The 20,792-nt window shown below is 61.3% G+C and carries 24 protein-coding genes; 12 read left to right on the top strand and 12 right to left on the bottom strand.

Annotated features, from left to right (window positions below):
- Nucleotides 1-83: 83 nt before the first annotated feature.
- Nucleotides 84-254: a hypothetical protein gene (locus E0501_RS21105; protein ID WP_161594554.1), complete on the bottom strand. Its 171-nt coding sequence runs from the start codon at nt 252-254 to the stop codon at nt 84-86.
- A 207-nt stretch (nt 255-461) separates the two neighbouring features.
- Here E0501_RS21105 and E0501_RS04545 point away from each other — a divergent pair, with 207 nt between their 5' ends.
- From E0501_RS04545 to E0501_RS04535, 4 genes are all read left to right on the top strand, one after another.
- Entirely contained in the window at nt 462-1,952 is a 1,491-nt protein-coding gene (locus E0501_RS04545; RefSeq protein ID WP_205123444.1) for a winged helix-turn-helix domain-containing protein, read from the top strand.
- A gap of 159 nt (nt 1,953-2,111) precedes the next feature.
- The gene (locus E0501_RS04540) at nt 2,112-3,041 is read left to right on the top strand and encodes a dienelactone hydrolase family protein (RefSeq protein ID WP_137700141.1); all 930 of its coding nucleotides are present in this window, start codon (nt 2,112-2,114) and stop codon (nt 3,039-3,041) included.
- 188 nt (nt 3,042-3,229) lie between these two features.
- The gene (locus E0501_RS21665) at nt 3,230-3,364 is read left to right on the top strand and encodes a hypothetical protein (protein ID WP_268888878.1); all 135 of its coding nucleotides are present in this window, start codon (nt 3,230-3,232) and stop codon (nt 3,362-3,364) included.
- Entirely contained in the window at nt 3,365-3,583 is a 219-nt protein-coding gene (locus tag E0501_RS04535; RefSeq protein WP_137700140.1) for a cupin domain-containing protein, read from the top strand.
- Nucleotides 3,584-3,908: 325 nt separating this feature from the next.
- On the opposite strand, the gene E0501_RS04530 is transcribed toward E0501_RS04535, so the two are convergent.
- Nucleotides 3,909-4,196 carry a DUF1330 domain-containing protein gene (locus E0501_RS04530; RefSeq protein WP_137700139.1) on the bottom strand — a complete coding sequence of 96 codons (288 nt, stop codon included), beginning with the start codon at nt 4,194-4,196 and terminating at the stop codon, nt 3,909-3,911.
- Nucleotides 4,197-4,304: 108 nt separating this feature from the next.
- Nucleotides 4,305-4,508 (bottom strand): YgaP family membrane protein, encoded by a 204-nt coding sequence (locus E0501_RS04525; protein WP_137700138.1) that lies wholly within the window; start codon nt 4,506-4,508, stop codon nt 4,305-4,307.
- Between the two features lie 29 nt (nt 4,509-4,537).
- Between E0501_RS04525 and E0501_RS21100 the strand changes: the two genes are divergently transcribed.
- Nucleotides 4,538-4,858: a hypothetical protein gene (locus E0501_RS21100; protein ID WP_161594553.1), complete on the top strand. Its 321-nt coding sequence runs from the start codon at nt 4,538-4,540 to the stop codon at nt 4,856-4,858.
- A gap of 531 nt (nt 4,859-5,389) precedes the next feature.
- Complete coding sequence (locus E0501_RS04520) at nt 5,390-5,914, top strand: P27 family phage terminase small subunit (RefSeq protein ID WP_328591465.1); 525 nt, start codon at nt 5,390-5,392, stop codon at nt 5,912-5,914.
- On the opposite strand, the gene E0501_RS04515 is transcribed toward E0501_RS04520, so the two are convergent.
- The 3 genes from E0501_RS04515 to E0501_RS04505 all read right to left on the bottom strand — a co-directional run bounded on the left by E0501_RS04515 (nt 5,859) and on the right by E0501_RS04505 (nt 9,085).
- Nucleotides 5,859-6,323, bottom strand: a complete 465-nt coding sequence (locus tag E0501_RS04515; protein ID WP_137700136.1) for a MaoC family dehydratase — start codon at nt 6,321-6,323, stop codon at nt 5,859-5,861. The two genes, E0501_RS04520 and E0501_RS04515, sit on opposite strands and share 56 nt — an antisense overlap.
- A gap of 96 nt (nt 6,324-6,419) precedes the next feature.
- Nucleotides 6,420-7,238: a class I SAM-dependent methyltransferase gene (locus E0501_RS04510; protein WP_137700135.1), complete on the bottom strand. Its 819-nt coding sequence runs from the start codon at nt 7,236-7,238 to the stop codon at nt 6,420-6,422.
- A 230-nt stretch (nt 7,239-7,468) separates the two neighbouring features.
- On the bottom strand, nt 7,469-9,085 hold the full coding sequence (locus E0501_RS04505; RefSeq protein WP_137700134.1) for a winged helix-turn-helix domain-containing protein: 1,617 nt from the start codon (nt 9,083-9,085) through the stop codon (nt 7,469-7,471).
- 26 nt (nt 9,086-9,111) lie between these two features.
- Between E0501_RS04505 and E0501_RS04500 the strand changes: the two genes are divergently transcribed.
- Nucleotides 9,112-9,585 (top strand): hypothetical protein, encoded by a 474-nt coding sequence (locus tag E0501_RS04500; protein ID WP_137700133.1) that lies wholly within the window; start codon nt 9,112-9,114, stop codon nt 9,583-9,585.
- A 253-nt stretch (nt 9,586-9,838) separates the two neighbouring features.
- Here E0501_RS04500 and E0501_RS04495 read toward each other — a convergent pair whose 3' ends face one another.
- The 4 genes from E0501_RS04495 to E0501_RS04480 all read right to left on the bottom strand — a co-directional run bounded on the left by E0501_RS04495 (nt 9,839) and on the right by E0501_RS04480 (nt 13,522).
- Nucleotides 9,839-11,227, bottom strand: coding sequence for a phenylacetate--CoA ligase family protein (locus E0501_RS04495; protein ID WP_137700132.1), 1,389 nt, complete (start codon nt 11,225-11,227; stop codon nt 9,839-9,841).
- Between the two features lie 199 nt (nt 11,228-11,426).
- Complete coding sequence (locus E0501_RS04490; RefSeq protein WP_137700131.1) at nt 11,427-12,389, bottom strand: DUF3179 domain-containing protein; 963 nt, start codon at nt 12,387-12,389, stop codon at nt 11,427-11,429.
- Between the two features lie 85 nt (nt 12,390-12,474).
- Nucleotides 12,475-13,023 carry a peptidylprolyl isomerase gene (locus tag E0501_RS04485; RefSeq protein ID WP_137700130.1) on the bottom strand — a complete coding sequence of 183 codons (549 nt, stop codon included), beginning with the start codon at nt 13,021-13,023 and terminating at the stop codon, nt 12,475-12,477.
- Entirely contained in the window at nt 13,013-13,522 is a 510-nt protein-coding gene (locus E0501_RS04480; protein WP_137700129.1) for a peptidylprolyl isomerase, read from the bottom strand. The genes E0501_RS04485 and E0501_RS04480 overlap by 11 nt, the downstream gene beginning before the upstream one ends.
- A gap of 120 nt (nt 13,523-13,642) precedes the next feature.
- Between E0501_RS04480 and E0501_RS04475 the strand changes: the two genes are divergently transcribed.
- The gene (locus E0501_RS04475; protein ID WP_137700128.1) at nt 13,643-14,827 is read left to right on the top strand and encodes a phosphoglycerate kinase; all 1,185 of its coding nucleotides are present in this window, start codon (nt 13,643-13,645) and stop codon (nt 14,825-14,827) included.
- A gap of 81 nt (nt 14,828-14,908) precedes the next feature.
- Nucleotides 14,909-15,688 carry an SDR family NAD(P)-dependent oxidoreductase gene (locus tag E0501_RS04470; RefSeq protein WP_137700127.1) on the top strand — a complete coding sequence of 260 codons (780 nt, stop codon included), beginning with the start codon at nt 14,909-14,911 and terminating at the stop codon, nt 15,686-15,688.
- Here E0501_RS04470 and E0501_RS04465 read toward each other — a convergent pair.
- Both E0501_RS04465 and E0501_RS04460 read right to left on the bottom strand, forming a co-directional pair.
- Entirely contained in the window at nt 15,685-16,134 is a 450-nt protein-coding gene (locus tag E0501_RS04465; protein WP_235857745.1) for a PaaI family thioesterase, read from the bottom strand. The two genes, E0501_RS04470 and E0501_RS04465, sit on opposite strands and share 4 nt — an antisense overlap.
- On the bottom strand, nt 16,134-17,756 hold the full coding sequence (locus E0501_RS04460) for an acyl-CoA dehydrogenase family protein (RefSeq protein WP_137700125.1): 1,623 nt from the start codon (nt 17,754-17,756) through the stop codon (nt 16,134-16,136). The genes E0501_RS04465 and E0501_RS04460 overlap by 1 nt, the downstream gene beginning before the upstream one ends.
- A gap of 159 nt (nt 17,757-17,915) precedes the next feature.
- On the opposite strand from E0501_RS04460, the gene E0501_RS04455 reads away from it, so the two are divergent.
- From E0501_RS04455 to E0501_RS04445, 3 genes are all read left to right on the top strand, one after another.
- Nucleotides 17,916-18,227, top strand: coding sequence for an FtsB family cell division protein (locus E0501_RS04455; RefSeq protein ID WP_137700124.1), 312 nt, complete (start codon nt 17,916-17,918; stop codon nt 18,225-18,227).
- A gap of 151 nt (nt 18,228-18,378) precedes the next feature.
- Nucleotides 18,379-19,389: a pyruvate dehydrogenase (acetyl-transferring) E1 component subunit alpha gene (gene pdhA / locus E0501_RS04450; protein WP_137700123.1), complete on the top strand. Its 1,011-nt coding sequence runs from the start codon at nt 18,379-18,381 to the stop codon at nt 19,387-19,389.
- 27 nt (nt 19,390-19,416) lie between these two features.
- Nucleotides 19,417-20,784 carry a pyruvate dehydrogenase complex E1 component subunit beta gene (locus E0501_RS04445; RefSeq protein ID WP_137700122.1) on the top strand — a complete coding sequence of 456 codons (1,368 nt, stop codon included), beginning with the start codon at nt 19,417-19,419 and terminating at the stop codon, nt 20,782-20,784.
- Nucleotides 20,785-20,792 lie beyond the last annotated feature (8 nt).

Here is a 20,792-nt window from a genome sequence, read left to right as displayed (position 1 = left end):
AAAGTCCGCTAAGCTGCCGTTCGGCACCGTTGCAGCGAACGGCGGCTCAGAGCCCAATCCAGACCTCTATCCAAGACGCATCATCAGACCTGGTGGGCGGAAAGCGGTCGTTCGCTGCGATTGCGAAGGAAAAAAGCGGTTCGGCGAAAAGCCGACATCCTGTTCTCAGATTTCATCGTTTTCAAATCCAAAGCGCGCCATTCCCGTTTCATCAACTGGCGGCGCAGTCGCACGCGTGCGGCAAGTTTTAACATGGCATTTGCAGGGAGATTGAGCACGAATTCTGGATTCGAGCATGGTTCACTCCAGGTTTTCCCGAGGCTTCAAATCAAGGAAGGCCTGAGACCATGGGAAAGGCCAAGAGAGCGAACCGCTATTCACCTGAGACACGAAAAAGACCCGTTGCCGCCAATGATTGCTCCGGGCATTATTGTATCATCCCCTTGCCTGAGAACCGAGCCATGAAAGCCTCTGATGCCTGCCAAAATCGCCTGCGCCTTGGCGATGTCATCTTTGACCCGGGCACGTGTCTTTTGATTGATCAGGACGGCCGGCCTGTTGCATTGCGCGAAAAATCTCTTCGCGTGCTTGTCGAACTGGCCGCACGGAACGGCGAAACCGTGGAAAGGGATGATCTGATCAGTGCGGTGTGGAATGGCAAATTCGTCTCGGACGACAGCCTGATGCAATGCATCAAGGACATACGTGCTGTCTTGGACGATCGTGACAGGCAATTTTTGCGGACCGCAGTAGGACGCGGGTACAGCCTGCATGGAGTGCGTGAAAAACCCATCGGCCCAGGCGAGCATCCCAAGCTTCTGATTTCCTCCTTTCGTGTCAGAGGCGACGCTCCACAATCCGTCGAGCTAGCCGATGTCATCACGGAGGAGATGATCGTTGCCCTTTCTCCCCGCGCCGGGCTCAACGTCACGACCGATGAACAGCAGCGCGAAACATCTCATTACACCATCGATGGCCGCGTTAGCCTGTCGGGTGAAAATCTCCGCGTGTTCGTGCAGCTGATCAGGGGGCGATCCGGCGACGTGGCTTTCGCCGAAACCTGGAACACCCCGATCAACGAGGCCGAGGGCCTGCCGCGTCAGATCACCGACAAGATCGGCAATGTGCTGCGTGTTCACATGTTCAACCATGCGGGCGAGGATTTTCTCGACCGGGACGACGACGAACTGGACACGCAGGAACTGATGGCGAAGGCGGCTTATCACATGTCGCGCATACAGATGCAGAACCGCGACGTCGCGCGCAACGCGCTTTCGCTGGCCGTCAAACGCGAACCGGAAAACGCTATGGCCCTGGCGATGCGAGCCTCGGCCGCGGTGCTTTCAATCCTGCAAGAAAGCCGCTCCAAACTGCCCGATCCTCCGGAATACTGCATGGAACTGGCCGAACGCGCCGTCGGAATTGCCCCGCATATCGATTTCGTGATGCGAACGCGCGGCAGTCTTCGGCTGTGGCTTCGGGCCGACCATGAAGGCGCGCGAGCCGATTGCGAACGAGCGCTGGCCATAAGCCCAGTGTTCCATCTCGCCCACCAGACCATTGCCCTCAGTGAAATTCTTTCCGGCGAACACGTTGCCGGAATCGCGCGGGTGCAGACGTTCATGGAACGAGGCACCGTGTCAAACCCTCGCTACCCGCACTACCTGTCGCTTCTGGCACTGGGACAGCTGTTGGCGGGGCAAACCGATGCTGCCGTGCAATCCGCACGCGAAGGTCATGAGCGTGCCCCGGGCGACCCTTGGTGCAGTTATGTCTATGCCGCGGCCGCCGGGGATCGGGACAAGATCACCGAAACGGAGGATTTCCGGCGCATGATCGCCGGCAACGACCTGCCTCTGGCCCATTTCCGCGATCTTCCTTTCACCGACCAGTACGAAGTCGACATGCTGGAAGAGCGACTCACCCGCGCTGGCTATCCCCGCACCGTCTGAGCAGTTTCGGAATCTTTCAGGCGAATTTTAGGCCGATTTCCTGCGCCACGCCACCAGTGGCCCTAGAAATTGTTTCAAGGTGCCGGGCATGCGCCGCGAAAACGGCTGCGGTGTCACCGATCCCCGGCGAGGAACACCAACCAGAAAAGGGGATAAGTGATGCAGATTCAAAAAGACATACTCCGAAGCCTTGTGTTCATCGGCATCGGTGCGGCAATGACGCTTGTGGCAGGGATGCTTTCACTCGGCGTTGTCCTTGGCGGCGCGGGGCCGGTTTCTGCCGGTGAGCGCGTTACCTTCGAGACGCCTCCGGTCCAGCCTTCGGCATTTCGGATCAAACGCGCAAAGGCGCAAGGAAAGACCCTTGAACCTGAGCCGGGGATAACCTTGAGTGGCGTGTTGTCAATGCCCCAGGGCGATGGCCCGCACCCGGCCATTGTTATCCTTCCCGAAAGCGTCGAAGCGCGCCCATCCTATGATGCGTGGGCCGACCACCTGTCCGAGAACGGTTTTGTTACACTGATCGTCGAAAGCCTCGTGTCGCGCAACGAGACCATCCTGCGAGATGACCTGCCGATGAATCTTTTGGTCGACGCGCAAGGCGCGCTTGTCTTTCTCTCAACGCTTGAAGCCGTCGACCGGGAACGCATCGGACTGCTTGGCATCGGCATGAGCGGATGGTTCGTGCAACGCTCTCTCGACGTCGATTTTAGCCGGGGCGCGGAGGGTGTCTCGTTCCATGCCGGCGCCGCGATTTATCCGCATTGCATTCCGGACATGAAACTCGGCGCCCCGATACTCGTCCTAGCCGGGGGCAACGACAAGCGCATGTCGATGGCAGCATGCCGTGCTCTGGTCGATTTGAATAAACCGAACAACGCGCGAACCAGGCTCGAGGTCTACCCTCAGGCCACGCATTTCTTCGACAATATCGCCTATGCAAAGAACCCCGACATACGAGGCGCAAACTGGGCCGAGCCGATGTTTTATGCCCAGAACGATTATGACCCGGAAGCGCGCGCCGACGCCGAGCGCGAGGTCGTAGAATTCTTCGGTTCGGTTGGCGGGCCCGACCAGGCAACCGACTGAGCCAACTCAATGCGAAAAGCGCATGTCTGGCCCGTTCAATGTAATCCGCGATTTCGCGGATCCCCCACCTTTGACCCCGGAAACATGGAGATAGAGCAATGATCCCACTGAAAACGCTAGGGTTGGCAACTGCAGTCGCAACGGCTCTGGCCGTCGCCCCAGCATGCGCCGAAAGCCCCGCCAGCTATATGGCAAAGTCCCTTTCCGATGTGGGATTTGCGCCCATCGGCGACCTGCCGATCGAAATGGCGGTTCTTTGGGGCGACCCGCAAAACGCGGAATCTGCCATCCTGCTGAAATTCGCGCCGCATTTTCCCGGCTGAATGCACAAACACGGCTACGCATATCACGGCCTTGTCTTGCGCGGTGGCTCCAAGCATTGGGCCGAAGGCGAATCCGAGGCTGATGCCCGGCTGCAATCCCCCGGTGACTACTGGTATCAGAAGGCCGGCCTTGTCCACCAGGACAGCTTCCCGACCGATGAGGAGACGATCCTGTTTCTGCAGTTCGAAGGTCCTACCGATACAATTTTCGTCAAATAGCCGGAAGACTCGGTCCACATAGCCCCGAGCAAACTGGTTGAGATAATTCAGGTCGGCCTCGCTTGATACGGTCCCACACGGCTGACTGCGCGCGGCGCTCGAATAATGCGCTTGCGGTGAAAGTCCGCTATGATTGGGCTCACTGCGGTGTCGCGATCACGTGATGAATGGCAGCTTTGGGCCGGAAGCTGTCTTTAGCGCTGATTGGTCGAGTGTCGGCTCCGTCCGCTAAGCTGCCGTTCGGCACCGTTGCAGCGAATGGCAGCTCAGAGCCCGGAGAAGACGATCCGAGCAACTTCGAAATTCCGGCATTCAGGTCTTTGACTTAAAGCCCCTCAACAAGGATCAGGTCGGTATCCGAGATTTTTTCTCTCACCGAACGAGCCTCGGTGTAAGCTTCAGACTCATAGAAAGTGCGGGCAGCGTCGATGCTTTCAAATTCGATTACGATCGCCAAGCCTTCTGCACCGCCCTCGCGATGATCGGGCGACGGGTTCCTGACCAGAACTTTGCCATTGTGAGCTTTGATCGCAGCACCGGAAAGTTGTTTGAACTCCTCAAAAGCATCTTTGTCGTGAACGCGAATATGAGCAATGAGATAGCCCTTCGGCATTTTCGAGACTCCTAGATTTCAATTTTGAAGCTTGCTGGGTTGATGCATCGAGCGCGAGACCAGTCATCGAAAAATGGAAAATCTCACTTCTGCTATCACCCAAAGGCTTCAGGCGAACCCTGCCTTGGTCGGCAATCCAAGCCGCTTGAGCGTCATGACAACCGGGCACATGCCAGTGAATGAGGCCTGAATAAGGTGCGCGCCCATAATGCCAGTCAGCCATAACCAGTTCTGACTATGCAAAGCTGCCAGCAAGACGCTTCCCAGAACAATGACACCAACAATCAAAAGGATCGAACGCTCGACTGTCACGATTCCCTCCATTGTTTTGCAGGAACATTATGCTCGGAAACCGCGATTTCTCCAATATTGCTGGTCTGCTCGACGAACGCTTGGCTTGCAAGCAGTCCTTAGACCAAAGCACAGCGCACGGCCGTTTCGAGCACAAAGCCATCACATTGGCTAACGTATTGAATAAAGCGGCTGCGATCCAGGCTGAAGCCCGACCCGCTGTCCTGAACGCCTGTCCAATCTGTCCATTTGTCCAGAAAGAGGGTCATGAAATGGGCATTTGGACAGTGTGGAAAGCACAACGTAAACCGGCGCATTCCATCCCCGGGGGCTACGAAAGCCAGTGCCCGAATCAAGCACAGTTCCTCTGACATGAACAGGTGCGCCTTACTTGAAACTAAAGAGGTATAATGATACCTTCCTCGCAGTTGAGGGCGTTCATGCAAAGCAAAACAGACCGGTCGCCAGTTCCTTCGCTAGCAATAACAAACAAGAACTGGCGAGGCCGATAAGACTGGGTGCACATTTGGGTTTCTTTTCTTCTACCCGCAACGCTTGGGAAAACTCGGTGAGTGGCCCAAAACCCCGAGAGGGCGAAGCGCCTTCAGTAGGCGGCGCGTGGCGTTCACCTCCGACCTAAAGGGGAGGGGGGGGGGCGGGTCAGATCGCTCCAGTGGCGGGCGCTAGACCGACGCGGGGGGTCACGATTTTACGCCGCCAGAATTGAGGATAAATTTCGAGAGGTTCCGTTGTGAAGGGCAGGAAGCCATTTCCGAACCAGATGAAGATCGTCCAGGGCACGTTCCGGCCTGACCGGGTGAAGGGCACGCGCCTTCGGTGCTGAGCGGCTGCGCAGAGCCGCCTAAATGGCTGTCTGAGCGCGCTGCGGAGTTGTTTGCGGCTTGTCCGCGATCTTGGACGCCATGGGCCTTGCGACGCCTGTTGACGCGCTGCCGCTGGCCCTGCTGGCATCGCGGCTGGAGGAGGTCGAGATACTGACGGCGATCATCGAGGACCAGGGCCGCACGTTTCAATCCGACACAGGACTGTGGAAAGCCAGGCCAGAGGTTGCCCAGCGTTCCGAGGCCATGCGTCATGCGCATGCTTTGCTTGTCGAGTTTGGCCAGACGGCTGCGGCGCGGTCCAAGGTTTCGGCAAGTATTCCCGAGGCAGAAAATCCCTTTGCGCAGTTCGACAAGCCGTCCAAAAAAAAACTCCGCGTTCGGGCGTTAACTGCCACTGCAGAGCCGCCATTGGGCAAAAGGGCTCGGATGGCTGCTTCGAGCCCTAAGCAGACAAAAGCACGGAGATCATCCACTCCTGCAATTCGACGCAAAACATCAAAATGTTCGGAACCCAACTACCATTGCTTCAAGCCGATTTGCCTGCTTTCCGCCGCGCCATCACGTGGTCCATGGTCAGACTAAGCACCTCGACGTCGTCCTGGTTGTATGACTGGTAGCGGAACCGAACCGTTCCCCGGTCGGGCTTCGAGCGTGACGGCGTGATCGCCTCGACTGTAACACGCGCGCGGATCGTGTCGCCGGAGCGCACGGGGGCGAGCCACCGCACCTCGTCCATGCCATGACCGCCTAAGTTGGTACCGGTAAGCACGCCGGTGTCACGGAATAGTCGGAAGGTGAGCGCTATGGTTTGGAAACCGCTGGCGATTAGGCCACCGAAAATTGACTTCGCCGCCGCCACCTTGTCCACGTGGAAAGGCTGTGGGTCGTGTACCAGTGCGAAGTCAACTATCCCGCCCTCAGTTAGAGTGATCCCGCCGGTTTCAAAGGTGTCTCCGACCAACAGATCGTCGAGATACTTGCCGCTAGTCATTGCGAAAGACTAAGTGAACCGGGAGTTGCCCGTCAACAACGTTTGCTTACACTGGCGGCTCCTTAGCCCCTCTTTGGGTCCAGACGGGACCTTTGTTCAGCTTGCCTTTGCAGAGATAACAGCGACCGGCACCGGCACATGGAACTTTGAACCGTCACTGAACTTGTTGCTGACAGTCTCAGCAATAGACGCCGCTATCTTCTCAATCGTCTCGTCAGTCTGGCTTCTAACTAGCATTCCTGCGCCGACGGTTGCGGTAACAAAAATATCAAACAACTCGGTCGGTTGTTCCAGAACCCATTCAGAATCGACCGTTTCGTGATTTAGTAACGCCAGCCTCGCTGCGGCCATAGTCGCTTCTGCATAGTCACGACCTGCAAATGCGAACAAGTCTGGTTGTGCTGGTGCCGCAGAAAAATCAGCGTGAGCCTTTAATGCCCCAAACACTGCTGCAAATGCTGGCGACGCGGCAGGCCCAACCCAAGTTGCCATGATGAATTCGCCATTTGGTTTCAAAACACGCCGAATTTCCGAAAGCGTTTTGGGTTGATCCGGTATGTGCATCATGCCGAAATTACAGACGACTTTATCGAATACGGCATCGTCAAAGGGCATCGCCATGGCATCCCCCTCGACAATCTCTGCAGACGGCGCAGACCTGCGAGCCTTTGCAAGCATTTCGGGCGAAAAATCTAAACCGGTAACGTTGGCCCCTTTCTCTGACATCACAGCTGTTAAAGTTCCTTGTCCACAACAAAGATCGAGAACTTTGTCTTGGGCGACGATGTGATTTTCAGCAATGTGGTTGCCGACATGGTCCGTGATGGGAACGAAGTATTTGATGTATGCATCTACAATGCCACCGTTAGCCCACCCTTCTTTCTCACGTGCGCCGAACTCTGCGAAGTCGGACATGTTTTCCTCCCCTCTTTTCTTACTCCGAGGCTACCACGGTTGTAGGGAAGCTCAAAACGGCGGCCAATTTTCCATCGGGATGGCAAGCTAGACACAGCGATCGCTTGATTTTCATGAAGTCTTTTTTCCGCTCAGCGGTCGTGCGTCAAAGGTGCGCGAACGGCAACTCTGAGCCCGAAGCAGAACAGCCCAGCGACCATGTTTCAGTATATGGCGCCGACTTGGACCTCCTATTCCGGCAGGCCGGCAAGCCTCAGCCCGTCAATGACCGCCTCTCGGTAGGGAGGGTGTTCGATGTTGATCACCTGCATGATGTCGGTGATCGTGGCGGGGACGCCCAAGGCCTCGTATTCCATGACCAACCATTCGGCGTCGTCCAGCCGTCCCATATGACCATAAGTTGCGATCAGGATCCGCAGGGCATTCTGGAGTCTCGGGTTGCGCTGGAGGAGTTCAGTTAGCGCAGCCTCCGCTGCTTCGTAGTCGCCGAGGTAGAAGTTGGCCAGTCCAAGCGGCATATAGTACCAATACGGGGGAACGGGATTGCGCGCGAAAGCTTCCGCGATGGTGTTCAACCCATCCTCTGCCCGTCCATTGGCCAACTGCACGATCGCGTAAAAAGCGTAAGCGTCCGTGTAGTTTGGGTCGAGTTCGATGGCCCTCTCGAACTCGGCGCTGGCCCCTGCAAGGTCCGCGATGAAACCTCTGGACAAAAGCCGTCCGAGCGCGAAATGAGCAAAGGGCAGATCGGGTGAAAGGGCCACCGCCCGTTCCGCATGCAGCACCGCCCTCGCCAAGGTGTTCGTCACATCGCTTGCCCAGCCGTACTCGGCCCGCATGCTGAGTACGATCGAAAGTTGCGCGTGGGCTGCGGCATAATCTGGGTCACGTCGGATCGCCTCGTCAAAGGCCTCTTCCGCTTGTTCATTATGGCTCGCGGTCAGGAAGCCGGCCAGCTCTTTGCCCCGAAGGTAATTGTCAAAGGCATCGACATCGCGCGTGCCCCGAACTCCCAGGCGTTCACGCTCTTGCTGGGACAGACGGACCGACAACACACGCACGAGTTCGGAGAGGACCGTCTCGTGGAAATCGAACACATCCGCTTCGGCCCCCGCATAGCTATCAGCCCAGATGTTTTCGCCGTTCGCGCCGTCGATTAGCGCGGTCGTGATCCGTAGGGTCTGACCCTCGCGGCGCACACTACCGTCCACGAGGTAGGACACTCCCAATTCCCGGGCGACTTGTCGCGGATCGCTCGCACTCTGCGCGACCGAGAAGGACGCTGCGCGCGACACGACCCTAAGATCGGCGATCCTCGAGAGATTTACGATGAGCTCCTCGGCGAGGCCGTTGGAATAGTAGGCCTGCCCAGCACTGCCGCTGAGGTTCTCGAAAGGTAGAACGGCGATCGACTGGACCTCCGATGCGGCCTGCTGGCGAGGCGTGAGCAGTAGCGCCGAAAGCGCGAGAGCAGCTAAGATTGCCAGAACGGCGATCCGGACTGTCGTGAGCAGGGACGGGCGACGTGGCCGCGCGAGCGACACATCTAGGCGGTAGCCCTGTTTCGGCACAGTGCGCAGGAGAGCGCCCGCCTCCGGACCAAGTGCTTTCCGGATCTCCGAGATGCACTGGACAAGGCTGTCATCCGTAACATGGGTGTCGGACCACACCTGATCCATTAGCGATTCTTTGGACACTACCTGCCCAGAGTTCACGGCCAAAATCGAGAGCACCTGGCCTGTTTGCGGGCGAAGACTCGATTTCGTTCCGTCTGGATTCGTTATCACCCCGGCTTCGGGGTCAAAGCTAACATCTTTAGTTCTATAGTTTTTTTTGGATTTCGCCAATTTTCGTTCCGCGTTTCGTGACTTTCGTGCACGCCATCCCGCTTTGTGAGCTCAGACGCCGCATCGATCGAAGCAGCGCCGAAAGTCAAACACAATCGCACGAGGATGCCATGTTCAAAACAATCGCACTTTCCGCAATCATCACAACTGCAGCCACGTTGGCAACTGGTGAACCCGAGATCAAGTATGATCTGTCCTTGCTTCCAGCCGATGTAGCGGCCCGAGTATGGTATCTCGCGCAATTCGGGGACCGTTACGAAGCCGCCATTGAGGGCACGATTGCCCAATGGTCGAAACCGTTCTATGTGGACAGAGAGCATGAACTCGATCTTTCGATCCTGACGCCGGATGTTGCTGCGCGCGTGGTTGAGCTTCAAAAGCATGGCGATCGCTTCGACGCCGCCATTCGCGCGATCTTCATCGAAGCGATGAAGCCGAGCTATGGTTTCGACGATGATGACACAGTCGAAGCGATTGCCAGGATAGCACAGGAAAGCTGATCCGGGGAAATCTCATGCCGCGGACCTCGGTTTTGACCGAGGTCCGCCTGTGGATGGAGTGGACAATCAGCAATAAAGTCAGGCAGTCGATACGAATGACGGCTTGGTCCGCAAAGCAGTCATTCTAAGCGACCACAGCAAACGGCGGCTCAGAGCCCGGAGCGGACCTTCTTCGATGCCGCCCGATCGCACAGAAAGCGCATTGAGCAGGTATCGAACATGATCAAGACACGGATTACACCGGGACCGTTTCCTAGCTCGGCGCACCGGTCAGTTTAAGCTTGCCCATTGTTGCTTCGGTCCGAATGAAACGGTCTCGAAAGGATATGTCGATTTGGAAACCGCTAGCACCCTGAGTCCTCAAAGCCTTGTCCAACGAGCTTTGCAAGGTTGCCGCGATGCGTTCCTTCTGCGCCCCTTCGCGTGCAACAATCCGTACATTCAGGCAATCGCCGTCAACGTGATACTGATACTCTGCCACGTCTGCGTCGCCAATCATGCAGTCAAAAATCAGCATCGGTGAGATTGAAATTCGGCTACCGTCAGCGGCAGGAAGGCTGATAATGTCTTCGGTTCGACCTCCGATTTCCGAGAATAGCGGAAACGGTCTTCCACAATCGCAGAGACCGGGTTTTTCGGTCACCAGGTCAGTGATCTCGTATCGGATGACTGGCTGCACATAGCGGTGCAGATTTGTGAGCAAGATCTTGTGCCCTGGTGTGCCCCGCGGCACCGGGCGGCCTTCCTCATCCACGATTTCGACCAGGGACATGTCGGCGAAGTGATGTAGCCCCATATGTTTGTCGCAGTCCGCGGCTATCATGACTTGTTCAGCGGCACCGTAATGGTTGAAAGGCGTGATCCCCCACGCTTCCTGCGCCCTCGCGACCCGGTCCGGGCCCAACATTTCACTAAAACTGGCGACCATTTCAGGCTTGATTTTCAAACGGCCTTCGATTTGCTCGATTGCCAGGAGACCGATCAGTGAGGCATAGCCCATGAACAGCTTGGGCTGAAAGGCGTTCAACTCATCAACCAACTCGTCAAGCGGCTTGGTCGCGTCCAGCATCAACAGGTTTGGCATTCCCAGTGCCATGCTTTGACCTAGCCGGGAGGTCGCGTGCGTGGCCGAGCCAGCCTTCACCGAAGCAAGTTTCTTCGTGCTTAGACCAATCGGGGAAACACCGAACATTTCAGCCCATCGAAGCGCGGCTGCGATAACGACCTGCCATTCATGACGGTCATATACGAAAATTCCGCGAAGACCGCTTGATCCGCTCGTGGCGACGATCCGGTATTCTCCCAAGTAATACTGTTCGTCAGGATCCTTGACAATTTGCCGCTCGATTTCGGTCAGTTGCAGCCTGGGATCCGTCACCCAGTCGTCGAAATCATCCATCATCATACGCTTGTCAGTTACCGGCAAATCCTGAAGTGCAAAATCACCTGAAAGGTCTATCCCGTCGCAGAGCCTCGCATAGGCCTTGGAATGCTTGACCGCATGGCGGACCACGTCTCTGAGCCGCTCCTCTTGATAGGCTGCCAAGTTCGCCGTTGTACCGTGTTCAATTGCACGAAAATGCAGATGCAGTCTCATGGCGCTTGCCAGGTCGCGAAGTTGCTTGAAGCGATGCTGTGTCATTTTCGTGCTCTGTGCCTTGGTTCCGATTTCAAACCTAGTAACGCCACTGCGCGTTTGCCTTGACCCCGATCAAGAGTGGGCGGTTTGTCCGCGATGCAGACCTTGGGACTGCGTGCGGCAAATGCCAACTCTCAGACCGGAAAGTCGAGCCCGGCGCCCACTTCGCATCAGGCCAAGGGCAAGCACCGGCTCCTTCGCTTCACCGTCCCAGCATCCAGTCCCCATCGGGCCAGAAGGCGTGGAAGGCGAAGGCGAATATCAAATCATGGGCCACATCGCGCCCGGCGCGATCGCGCACCCTTATCGTGCCAACGTCGCGCCCCTGCCCGATCCGCGCGGTATCGAGCGCCGAGGCCTGCCCCGCGGCCCAGGTGATCACCACGCCGGCCTCTTCGATCCGACCCGCCTGTCGCAGCCGCTCCATCGGCCAGGCGCGTGCGCCCACCCGCACCACGCGCGCCAGCGGGTCGATGCCATGCGGCGGGCGCGCGCCGGAATAGAGAAACGGCCGCGCGGCGCTGTCATAGCCGGCATAGGGGTTCCGGCCATAGGGCCGGGCATGGGCGGGCTCGGCCATCACCAGCCCTTCGGGGTTGCGGGCGCGAAACTGCGCCCAGCTTTCCATCCAGCCGGGCATCTGCCGCAATTCGGCCCCGGTCATCTCGCCCACAATCCCGCGCCCCAGCGCCTGCTGCCACCAGCTCTGTGTCTCGCGGTCATACATCACCATGTCCGAATGGCGCAGCTTGCCAGTGACGCCGAATGTCAGCACCCGCCCCTTCACCCGCCGGTCGAAGGTCAGCGCGGAATTGCACAAGGGACAGAAGGTGACGGCCACGGGCACCCCGCCCACCGTGTCATTGACGATCTCGTGCCATGTCAGGTAGCGGATCGGATAGGCGCGCGGCGTGGCACCGTCGATCTCGACCACGATTACCGGCTCGCGCGGGGCGATGCGGCTTTCCTGCGCGGCCGGCAGGAACTGCGGATCCGACAGCGCCGGAATGCCGTCCTTGCCCGGCCCGCCCGAGATGATCTCGGCCCAGTTCGGAATCTCGGTTCGGGAAAAATCCGTCTCCGGCCATTCATGGCGCCAGAAAGATGGATCGGCCAGCGCCGTAGCGCCAAGCACCAGCCACAGACACACTACACGAAAAAACATGGGCCACCCCTCCTTGACGGAAGGATGGCCCAGATCACCTGCCCCTGCACAGCCCCCGACACGCGGATGTGACAGGGATTGAGCGTTACTCGGTCACGGTGACCGTTTTCATCACGTCAGGCTTGCCGATCACGGCGCCGTTGCGGCCTTGGCCGCGCTTGATCGCGTCGACCACGTCCATGCCGCCGGTGACCCGGCCCACCACCGTGTAGGCGCCGTTCAGGTGCGGCGCGGGCGCGAACATGATGAAGAACTGCGAATTGGCGCTGTCAGGGCTCTGGCTGCGGGCCATGCCGATCACGCCGCGCTCGAACGGCACGTCCGAGAACTCGGCCTTGAGGTCGGGCATGTCCGACCCGCCCATGCCCGCGTTGCGCATGTCCTGGCCCATCCGGCCGTACTGAACGTCACCGGTCTGGGCCATGAAGCCCTCGATCACGCGGTGAAACACCACGCCATCATAGGCGCCCGCGCGCGCCAGCTCGGTGATGCGGGCCACGTGGCCCGGGGCCACCTCCTCCAGCAGGTCGATCTCGATCACGCCGTTGGCTTCGCCCTCGACCTCGATCTTCAGGCCGGTGGCGGCCGCAGGCGTGGCCATGAGCGCGGCAATGACGGCCAGGTTACGCAACATCGGCGGCCACCTTCACGCTGATCATCCGGTCGGGGTTCGCGGGCGGCTCGCCGCGGGTGATGGCATCGACATGCTCCATGCCCTCGATCACCTGGCCGTAGACGGTGTACTGGCCGTTCAGGAAATCATTGTCCTTGAAGTTGATGAAGAACTGGCTGTTGGCGCTGTTGGGGTTCTGGCTGCGCGCGGCCCCCAGCGTGCCGCGGGCATGCGGTACGCGGCTGAACTCGGCCGGCAGATCGGGCATATCGCTGCCCCCGGTGCCCGCGCGGCGCGGGTTGTAGTCCTTTTCCATGTTGGCGTGCTGCACGTCGCCGGTCTGGGCCATGAAGCCGTCGATCACGCGGTGAAAGGCCACGTTGTCATAGGCGCCGGCGCGGGCCAGTTCCTTCATGCGCTCGCAATGCTTGGGTGCGACGTCGGGCATCAGCTGAATGGTGACGGTGCCGCCCTTCAGCTCCATCAGGATGGTGTTTTCGGGGTCCTTGATCTCGGCCATCTGGCTCTCCTCTTCTCGATCTTGGCTGATACCTAAGCGCCCTTGCCCCCGGCGGCAAGCCGGGCATTGACGGGCGCGCGCCCAATCGCCAAAGAAGCGGGCAAGAAAACGGAGGGACAGATGGGCTGGAAAACACTCGATGACATGGATCTTGCCGGCAAGCGCGTGCTGACCCGCGTGGATATCAACGTGCCGGTGAAAGACGGAAAAGTGACCGACGCCACCCGGATCGAACGGATCGTGCCCACCATCCGCGACATCCTGGGCAGGGGCGGCAAGCCCATCCTGATCGCGCATTTCGGCCGGCCCAAGGGCAAGGTCGTGCTGGAGATGAGCCTGCGCGTCACCCTGCCCGCGCTGGAAAAGGCGCTGGGCGCCTCGGTGGCATTCATCGAAACGCTCGAAGCGGCCGAGGCGATGACCGACGAACAGGCCGGCGCCGATGTGCTGCTGCTGGAAAACATCCGCTTTCACCCCGGCGAAGAGGCCAACGACCCCGCCTTTGCCGCGCGGCTGGCCAAGCTGGGCGATGTCTACTGCAACGATGCCTTTTCCGCCGCGCACCGGGCGCATGCCAGCACCGAAGGGCTGGCGCACCTGCTGCCCGCCTGCGCCGGCCGGCTGATGCAGGCCGAGCTCGAAGCGCTCGAGGCGGCGCTGGGCAATCCCGCGCGCCCGGTTATGGCCGTGGTCGGCGGCGCCAAGGTCTCCACCAAGCTCGACCTGTTGGGCAATCTCGTGGGAAAGGTCGACATGCTGGTGATCGGCGGCGGCATGGCCAACACCTTCCTGGCCGCGCAGGGCATCGACGTCGGCAAATCGCTGTGCGAACACGACATGGCCGGGACCGCCCGCGAAATCATGGCCAAGGCCACCACGGCGGGCTGCGAGATCATCCTGCCCGAAGACGTGGTCGTGGCGCGCGAGTTTGCCGCGGGCGCGCCCAGCGAAACCGTTCCCGCCACCGAGTGCCCGGTGGATGCGATGATCCTCGATGCCGGGCCGCTCAGCGTGGCGCGCATCGCGACCGCGCTGGAGGCGGCGAAAACGCTGATCTGGAACGGCCCGCTGGGCGCGTTCGAGATCGCCCCCTTCGATGCCGCCACCAACGCCGCGGCGCAAAAGGCCGCCGCGCTGACCCGCGCCGGATCTCTGGTCTCGGTCGCGGGCGGCGGCGATACGGTGGCGGCGCTGAACCAGGCCGGGGCGGCGGAGGATTTCACCTATATCTCCACCGCCGGCGGCGCCTTCCTGGAATGGATGGAAGGCAAGACCCTGCCGGGCGTCGCCGCGCTGGAAAGCTGAGACCGACGCGTCCGGCGCGACATCACCGCAGACCGCGTCCGGCGGGAGTATTTTTGGCAAGATGAAGCAAGGGAGTGCGATATGAGTGGGTGGTGTCTTGTCACCGGGGCCTCGGGCGGGATCGGGGCGGAACTGGCGCGCGAAGCCGCGCGCGACGGCTATGACCTGATCCTGAGCGCACGCGATGTCGCGCGGATCGAACCGCTGGCGCAGGAGCTGCGCGACGGGGGGCGCGATGTCGTCACCCTCGCGGCCGACCTCGCCCAGCCCGATGGCGCCGAAACGCTCTGGCACGCGGCCCGCGACGGGCGCGAGATCGCGGTGCTGGTCAACAACGCGGGCCTCGGCGTGCATGGCCGCATCCAGGATGGCGACACATGGGGGCGCGAGCGTGAGACCGTCGCAGTGAACGTGACCGCCGCCGCCGACCTGATGAAGCTCGCGGCCGTGGACATGGCCGCACGGGGCGCGGGCCGGATCCTCAACGTCGCGTCATCGGCGGCCTTCATGCCCGGCCCGGGCATGGGGCGCTATCACGCCTCCAAGGTCTTCCTGCTCTACCTCTCGGAAGCCGCCTGGCAGGATTTGCAGGGCACCGGCGTCAGTGTCACCGCGCTCTGTCCCGGGCCGGTGGATACCGGGTTTTTCGACGCGGGCGGCATGCAGGACGCGCTGGCGCTGCGGATGCTGCCCAAGGCGCGCGCGGACGTGGTGGCGCGCGCGGGCTGGCGCGGGGCCAAGGCGGGCCGCCGCATGGTCGTGCCGGGCCTGCTCTACAAGATCATCGGCTTTTCCACGCGGTTCATGCCGCGCGGGGCGCTGGTGCGCGGCACCCAGACCTATTGGAGCAAGCGGCGCTAGCCCGTCACGCCGGCGCGCCCCTGCACCACCATCATCGTGGCGGTCATCCGCGCGATTTCACGCGGGTTTTCGCCGTCGATCGCCGTGGCCACCGCCTCGGTAAAGATCAGCGTGCGCCCGGGTTTCAGAACGCGGGCATGGAAATTGAACCGCTGGCCCCGCGCCGGCGCGAGGAAGCTGCTTTTCAACTCGACGGTCAGCACGCCCGCCTCCTCGGGCATCAGCGTGTAGGCGGCAAACCCGGCGGCCGTGTCCATGGCCGAGGTAATCACACCCGCATGCAGGAACCCGTGCTGCTGCGTAAACCCTTCGTTGAACGGCATCGACAGCCACAGCTCTCCGGGCGCGAGATCGTCGATGCGGATCCCCATCGACCGCATCGCCGCCTGCCTGTCAAAACTCGCCCGGGTTCGCGCGGCATAGTCACCGTAAGTTTCGAATTTCATCATCCCAACCTTTCCAGAATGGCCTGCGTGTCCAGCGCCGTCACCGCCCCGTAGACGCGCCCGCGCCCGGCCTCGACCAGCCGCGTGTGCACATAGCCATCGGACACCGCCGCGGGCGATGTGCGCAGCAGCACCGAGGCGGTCAGGAGCGTCGCCAGGCTCTCGGTGAACCAGCGCGCCTCGGCCTCGTCGGGCAGGCCCGGCCACCAGTCTCGATGCGCGTCAAGTGCCATGTCATAGGCGCGGCTTGCGCCCCGGGCCGCGTCCAGCTCGGCCTGCAATGCCTCGCGCGCCGCCGCATCGCGGCCCAGCGCGCGCAGCACGTCGAGGCAGATCACGTTGCCCGAGCCCTCCCAGATCGAGTTGAGCGGGCTTTCCCGGAAGAGCATCGGCAGCGGCGTGTCGTCGGTGTAACCCACCCCGCCCAGGCACTCCATCGCCTCGTAGATCACGCCCGGGCACAGCTTGTTGCCCAGGAACTTGGCCAGAGCCACACCGATACGAGCAAAGGCGCGGTCCTCGGGCGCCTGGCCGTCAAAGGCGCGCGCCACGCGGAAGGCCAGCGCCGCCGCGCCCTCGAAATCCAGCGTCAGATCGGCCAGAACGGCGCGCATCATCGGCTGGTCAATCAACCGGCGCTGGAAGGCGCTGCGGTGGCTGACCCAGTGATGCGCCTCGGCCAGTGCCGCCCGCATCAGCCCCGCGGGCGCGACCGAAGTGCCCAGCCGGGTGTGATGCACCATGTCGATGATGGTTTTCACCCCCTGCCCTTCCTCGCCCACGCGCAGGGCCAGCGTGTCGTGAAACTCGATCTCCGAGGACGCATTGGCCCGGTTGCCCAGCTTCTCCTTCAACCGCATCACGTGCAGGCTGTTGCGCTCACCGTCCAGCCAGCGGGGCACCAGGAAACAGGTCAATCCCCCCTCGGCCTGCGCCAGCGTCAGGAACCCGTCCGACATCGGCGCCGAGCAGAACCATTTATGCCCGCGCAGCCGGTAATGATCGCCGTCGCGCGTGGCCACCGTGGTGTTGGCACGCACGTCGGACCCACCCTGCTTTTCCGTCATCGCCATGCCCAGCGTCACCGCGCGCTTGTCGCCCACCGGCGCGCGGGCGGTGTCATAGGCGCGCGCGGTCAGTTTCGGCACCCAGTCGCGCGCCAACTGTGGCGCATGCGCCAGCGCGGGCACCGCGGCATAGGTCATCACCATCGGGCAGGTCACGCCCGGCTCGACCTGGCTGGTCATGTAGCACATCGCGGCGTGCTGGCTGTGCCCGCCCGGCGTGCCGTCCCAGGCGGCGGCGGAAAACCCCGCCGCAAGGCCCGCCTGCATCAGCGCGTGATAGGCCGGGTGAAAACGCACCTCGTCCAGCCGCCGACCTGCGCGATCGAAACCGACAAGGACGGGCGGCACGCGGTTGGCCTCCTGGCCCGCCTCGCGCATTTCCGCGCCGCCCATCGTTGCGCCATAGCCCGCAAGCACCTCTTCGGGCGCCTCGGCATGGGCCATGTGATCGCGCAGAACCGGGTCGCTCGCCCACAGATCGACGCCGCCGCGCGTTGTGGGCTGGTTCGTCACCTCGTGGGTCGGCAGGTGGCTGCGCGGGTCGGATTGTGTCATTTCTGTCTCTCCCCTGGCGCCAATCAGATCAAATCGGCGCGGCGGACAAAAGGGGGATTCACATCGCGAATCACCTGTGGCAGTATTTCCGTTGCGTCGCGTAACATCGCACGCATCGAGGCAGACGAGGCCAATAAGGCCCGCATCGGCAGAGGCAGAATGAAGTTCCGCAGGCCCAACGGATACCGGCCCGCCCTTGGCGGCATCGCGTATTTCGCACTGGCGTTTTCGCTGGGGCTGTATTTTACGTTCGCCGCCGTACAGGGCGATTATGGCCTTTTCCGCCGGGCCGAGATCATCGCCGAAAAGCAAGATCTGGAGCGCGAGCTGGCGCGGCTCGAAGCGCGCGTCGCACGGATGGAAAATCTCACCCGTCGGCTTTCGGACAGCTATCTCGACCTCGATCTTCTCGATGAACAGGCCCGCAGCGTGCTGGGCTATATCCGCGCCGACGAAATCGTCATTCGCTGAGCCCCCGCGATCCGCGACTATCCCGCCAGTCGATCTGCGCGCGCCCACGCGAAATGCCGCGCTCGCCAATTTCCACTCGCATGACGCCGCCGAATGCTGTATTAAATAGTTTAAAGCTAAACTACTTTCCCGCGGAAGGAGGAGCCGCCCCATGGCCGCGAAGAAAACCACAAAAAAATCAAATACATCCGGTGACGAACTCAAGACATTCTACCGTGACATGCTGCTGATCCGGCGATTCGAGGAAAAGGCCGGCCAGCTTTACGGCATGGGTCTGATCGGGGGTTTCTGCCACCTCTACATCGGCCAGGAGGCGGTTGTCGTCGGGCTCGAGGCCACGGCGAAAGAGGGCGACCAGCGCATCACCACCTACCGCGATCACGGCCACATGCTGGCCTGCGGGATGGACCCCAAGGGCGTCATGGCCGAGCTTACGGGGCGCGAGGGCGGCTATTCCAAGGGCAAGGGCGGCTCGATGCACATGTTCTCGAAGGAAAAGGAATTCTACGGCGGCCACGGCATCGTCGGCGCCAACGTGCCACTGGGCGCGGGGCTTGCCTTCGCCAACAAGTATCGCGGCAACGATCATGTCTGCTTTACCTATTTCGGCGATGGCGCGGCCAACCAGGGCCAGGTCTATGAAACCTTCAACATGGCGGCCCTGTGGGACCTGCCGGTGGTCTTCGTGATCGAGAACAACAAATACGCGATGGGCACCGCGCAGACGCGCTCGACCTCGTCCAAAGACATCCACACCCGCGGCGAAGCCTTCGGCATCCCCGGCGAGATCGTCGATGGCATGGATGTGCTCGCAGTGAAAGAAGCCGGCGAAAAGGCCGTGGCCCACGCCCGCTCGGGCAAGGGCCCCTATATTCTCGAGGTGATGACCTATCGCTATCGCGGCCACTCGATGAGCGACCCCGCGAAATACCGCACCCGCGAAGAGGTGCAGAAGGTGCGCGAAAAATCCGACGCCATCGAACACGTGCGCGAGCTGCTGCTCTCGGGCAAACACGCGAGCGAGGACGATCTCAAGGCGATCGACAAGGAGATCAAGGCCATCGTCAACGAGGCCGCCGAGTTCTCGCGTCAAAGCCCCGAGCCCGCGCCGGAAGAGCTCTGGACCGACATCTACGCCACCGAGACGCCGCAGCTGGGCTGAGCGCCCGAGACCGAGGAGAAACAGACAATGGCAACCGAAATTCTCATGCCCGCGCTCTCGCCCACGATGGAAGAAGGCACGCTGGCCAAGTGGCTGGTCAAGGAAGGCGACACCGTGCAATCGGGTGACATCCTGGCCGAGATCGAAACCGACAAGGCGACGATGGAATTCGAAGCCGTCGACGAAGGCGTGATCGGCAAGATCCTGGTGCCCGAAGGCACCGAGAACGTGAAGGTCAACACCGCCATCGCCGTGCTGGTCGAAGAGGGCGAAGAGGTGCCCGCCGAGGCCACGCCGGCCCCCGCCGCCGCACCGGCCCAGGCCCAGGCCCCTGCCCCGGCCGCGCCCGCCAAACCGGCCGAACCCGCCCCGCAGGCCGCGCGCCCCGAGCCCGACTGGCCCGAGGGCACCGAGGTGAAACAACAGACCGTGCGCGAGGCCCTGCGCGACGCCATGGCCGAGGAAATGCGCCGCGACGACAGCGTGTTCCTGATGGGCGAGGAAGTCGCCGAATACCAGGGCGCCTACAAGATCAGCCAGGGCCTGCTCGATGAGTTCGGCTCCAAGCGCGTGATCGACACGCCGATCACCGAACACGGCTTTGCCGGCATCGGCGTCGGCGCCGCCTTCGGCGGGCTGCGCCCGATTGTCGAGTTCATGACCTTCAACTTCGCCATGCAGGCGATCGACCAGATCATCAACTCGGCCGCGAAAACGCTGTACATGTCCGGCGGGCAGATGGGCGCGCCCATCGTCTTCCGCGGCCCCAACGGCGCCGCCGCGCGCGTTGCCGCCCAGCACAGCCAGGATTACGCCGGCTGGTATGCGCATGTGCCGGGCCTCAAGGTGGTGATGCCCTACTCGGCCTCCGACTACAAAGGCCTGATGAAAACCGCGATCCGCGATCCCAACCCGGTCGTGTTCCTGGAAAACGAAATCCTCTACGGCCGCAGCTTCGACGTGCCGGTTATGGATGATTTCACCGTGCCCTTCGGCAAGGCCCGTATCTGGCGCGAAGGCAGCGATGTCACGCTGGTCAGCTTCGGCATCGGCATGACCTACGCGCTCGAGGCCGCCGAGAAACTGGCCGCCGACGGCATCGAGGCCGAGGTGATCGACCTGCGCACCCTGCGCCCGATCGACTATGACACCGTGATCGCCAGCGTGATGAAAACCAACCGCTGCGTCACCATCGAGGAAGGCTGGCCCGTCGCCTCGATCGGCAACCACCTGTCGGCCTACATCATGACACATGCCTTCGATTACCTCGACGCGCCGGTGCTGAACGTCACCGGCAAGGACGTGCCGATGCCCTATGCCGCCAACCTTGAAAAACTGGCGCTCACCTCCACCGACGAGGTGCTCGAGGCCGTCAAACAAGTCACCTACCGGTAAGGAGAGAC

This window comes from Marimonas lutisalis (genome assembly GCF_005434965.1).
Taxonomy (GTDB): Bacteria; Pseudomonadota; Alphaproteobacteria; order Rhodobacterales; family Rhodobacteraceae; genus Marimonas_A; species Marimonas_A lutisalis.
The sequence above is the reverse complement of the archived record's forward strand: the minus strand, read 5'-3'. Positions and strand labels throughout refer to the sequence as shown.

Excerpts from the sequence above, each read along its gene's own strand:
- E0501_RS04455 (WP_137700124.1), top strand. The coding sequence starts at position 17,916 with ATGAAGTTCCGCAGGCCCAACGGATACCGGCCCGCCCTTGGCGGCATC.
- E0501_RS04485 (WP_137700130.1), bottom strand. The coding sequence starts at position 13,023 with ATGTTGCGTAACCTGGCCGTCATTGCCGCGCTCATGGCCACGCCTGCG.
- E0501_RS04465 (WP_235857745.1), bottom strand. The coding sequence starts at position 16,134 with ATGAAATTCGAAACTTACGGTGACTATGCCGCGCGAACCCGGGCGAGT.
- E0501_RS21105 (WP_161594554.1), bottom strand. The coding sequence starts at position 254 with ATGTTAAAACTTGCCGCACGCGTGCGACTGCGCCGCCAGTTGATGAAA.
- E0501_RS04540 (WP_137700141.1), top strand. The coding sequence starts at position 2,112 with ATGCAGATTCAAAAAGACATACTCCGAAGCCTTGTGTTCATCGGCATC.
- E0501_RS04470 (WP_137700127.1), top strand. The coding sequence starts at position 14,909 with ATGAGTGGGTGGTGTCTTGTCACCGGGGCCTCGGGCGGGATCGGGGCG.
- pdhA (WP_137700123.1), top strand. The coding sequence starts at position 18,379 with ATGGCCGCGAAGAAAACCACAAAAAAATCAAATACATCCGGTGACGAA.
- E0501_RS04535 (WP_137700140.1), top strand. The coding sequence starts at position 3,365 with ATGCACAAACACGGCTACGCATATCACGGCCTTGTCTTGCGCGGTGGC.
- E0501_RS21100 (WP_161594553.1), top strand. The coding sequence starts at position 4,538 with ATGCTCGGAAACCGCGATTTCTCCAATATTGCTGGTCTGCTCGACGAA.
- E0501_RS04510 (WP_137700135.1), bottom strand. The coding sequence starts at position 7,238 with ATGTCCGACTTCGCAGAGTTCGGCGCACGTGAGAAAGAAGGGTGGGCT.
- E0501_RS04480 (WP_137700129.1), bottom strand. The coding sequence starts at position 13,522 with ATGGCCGAGATCAAGGACCCCGAAAACACCATCCTGATGGAGCTGAAG.
- E0501_RS04530 (WP_137700139.1), bottom strand. The coding sequence starts at position 4,196 with ATGCCGAAGGGCTATCTCATTGCTCATATTCGCGTTCACGACAAAGAT.
- E0501_RS21665 (WP_268888878.1), top strand. The coding sequence starts at position 3,230 with ATGGCAAAGTCCCTTTCCGATGTGGGATTTGCGCCCATCGGCGACCTG.
- E0501_RS04515 (WP_137700136.1), bottom strand. The coding sequence starts at position 6,323 with ATGACTAGCGGCAAGTATCTCGACGATCTGTTGGTCGGAGACACCTTT.
- E0501_RS04475 (WP_137700128.1), top strand. The coding sequence starts at position 13,643 with ATGGGCTGGAAAACACTCGATGACATGGATCTTGCCGGCAAGCGCGTG.
- E0501_RS04460 (WP_137700125.1), bottom strand. The coding sequence starts at position 17,756 with ATGACACAATCCGACCCGCGCAGCCACCTGCCGACCCACGAGGTGACG.
- E0501_RS04445 (WP_137700122.1), top strand. The coding sequence starts at position 19,417 with ATGGCAACCGAAATTCTCATGCCCGCGCTCTCGCCCACGATGGAAGAA.
- E0501_RS04545 (WP_205123444.1), top strand. The coding sequence starts at position 462 with ATGAAAGCCTCTGATGCCTGCCAAAATCGCCTGCGCCTTGGCGATGTC.
- E0501_RS04490 (WP_137700131.1), bottom strand. The coding sequence starts at position 12,389 with ATGTTTTTTCGTGTAGTGTGTCTGTGGCTGGTGCTTGGCGCTACGGCG.
- E0501_RS04495 (WP_137700132.1), bottom strand. The coding sequence starts at position 11,227 with ATGACACAGCATCGCTTCAAGCAACTTCGCGACCTGGCAAGCGCCATG.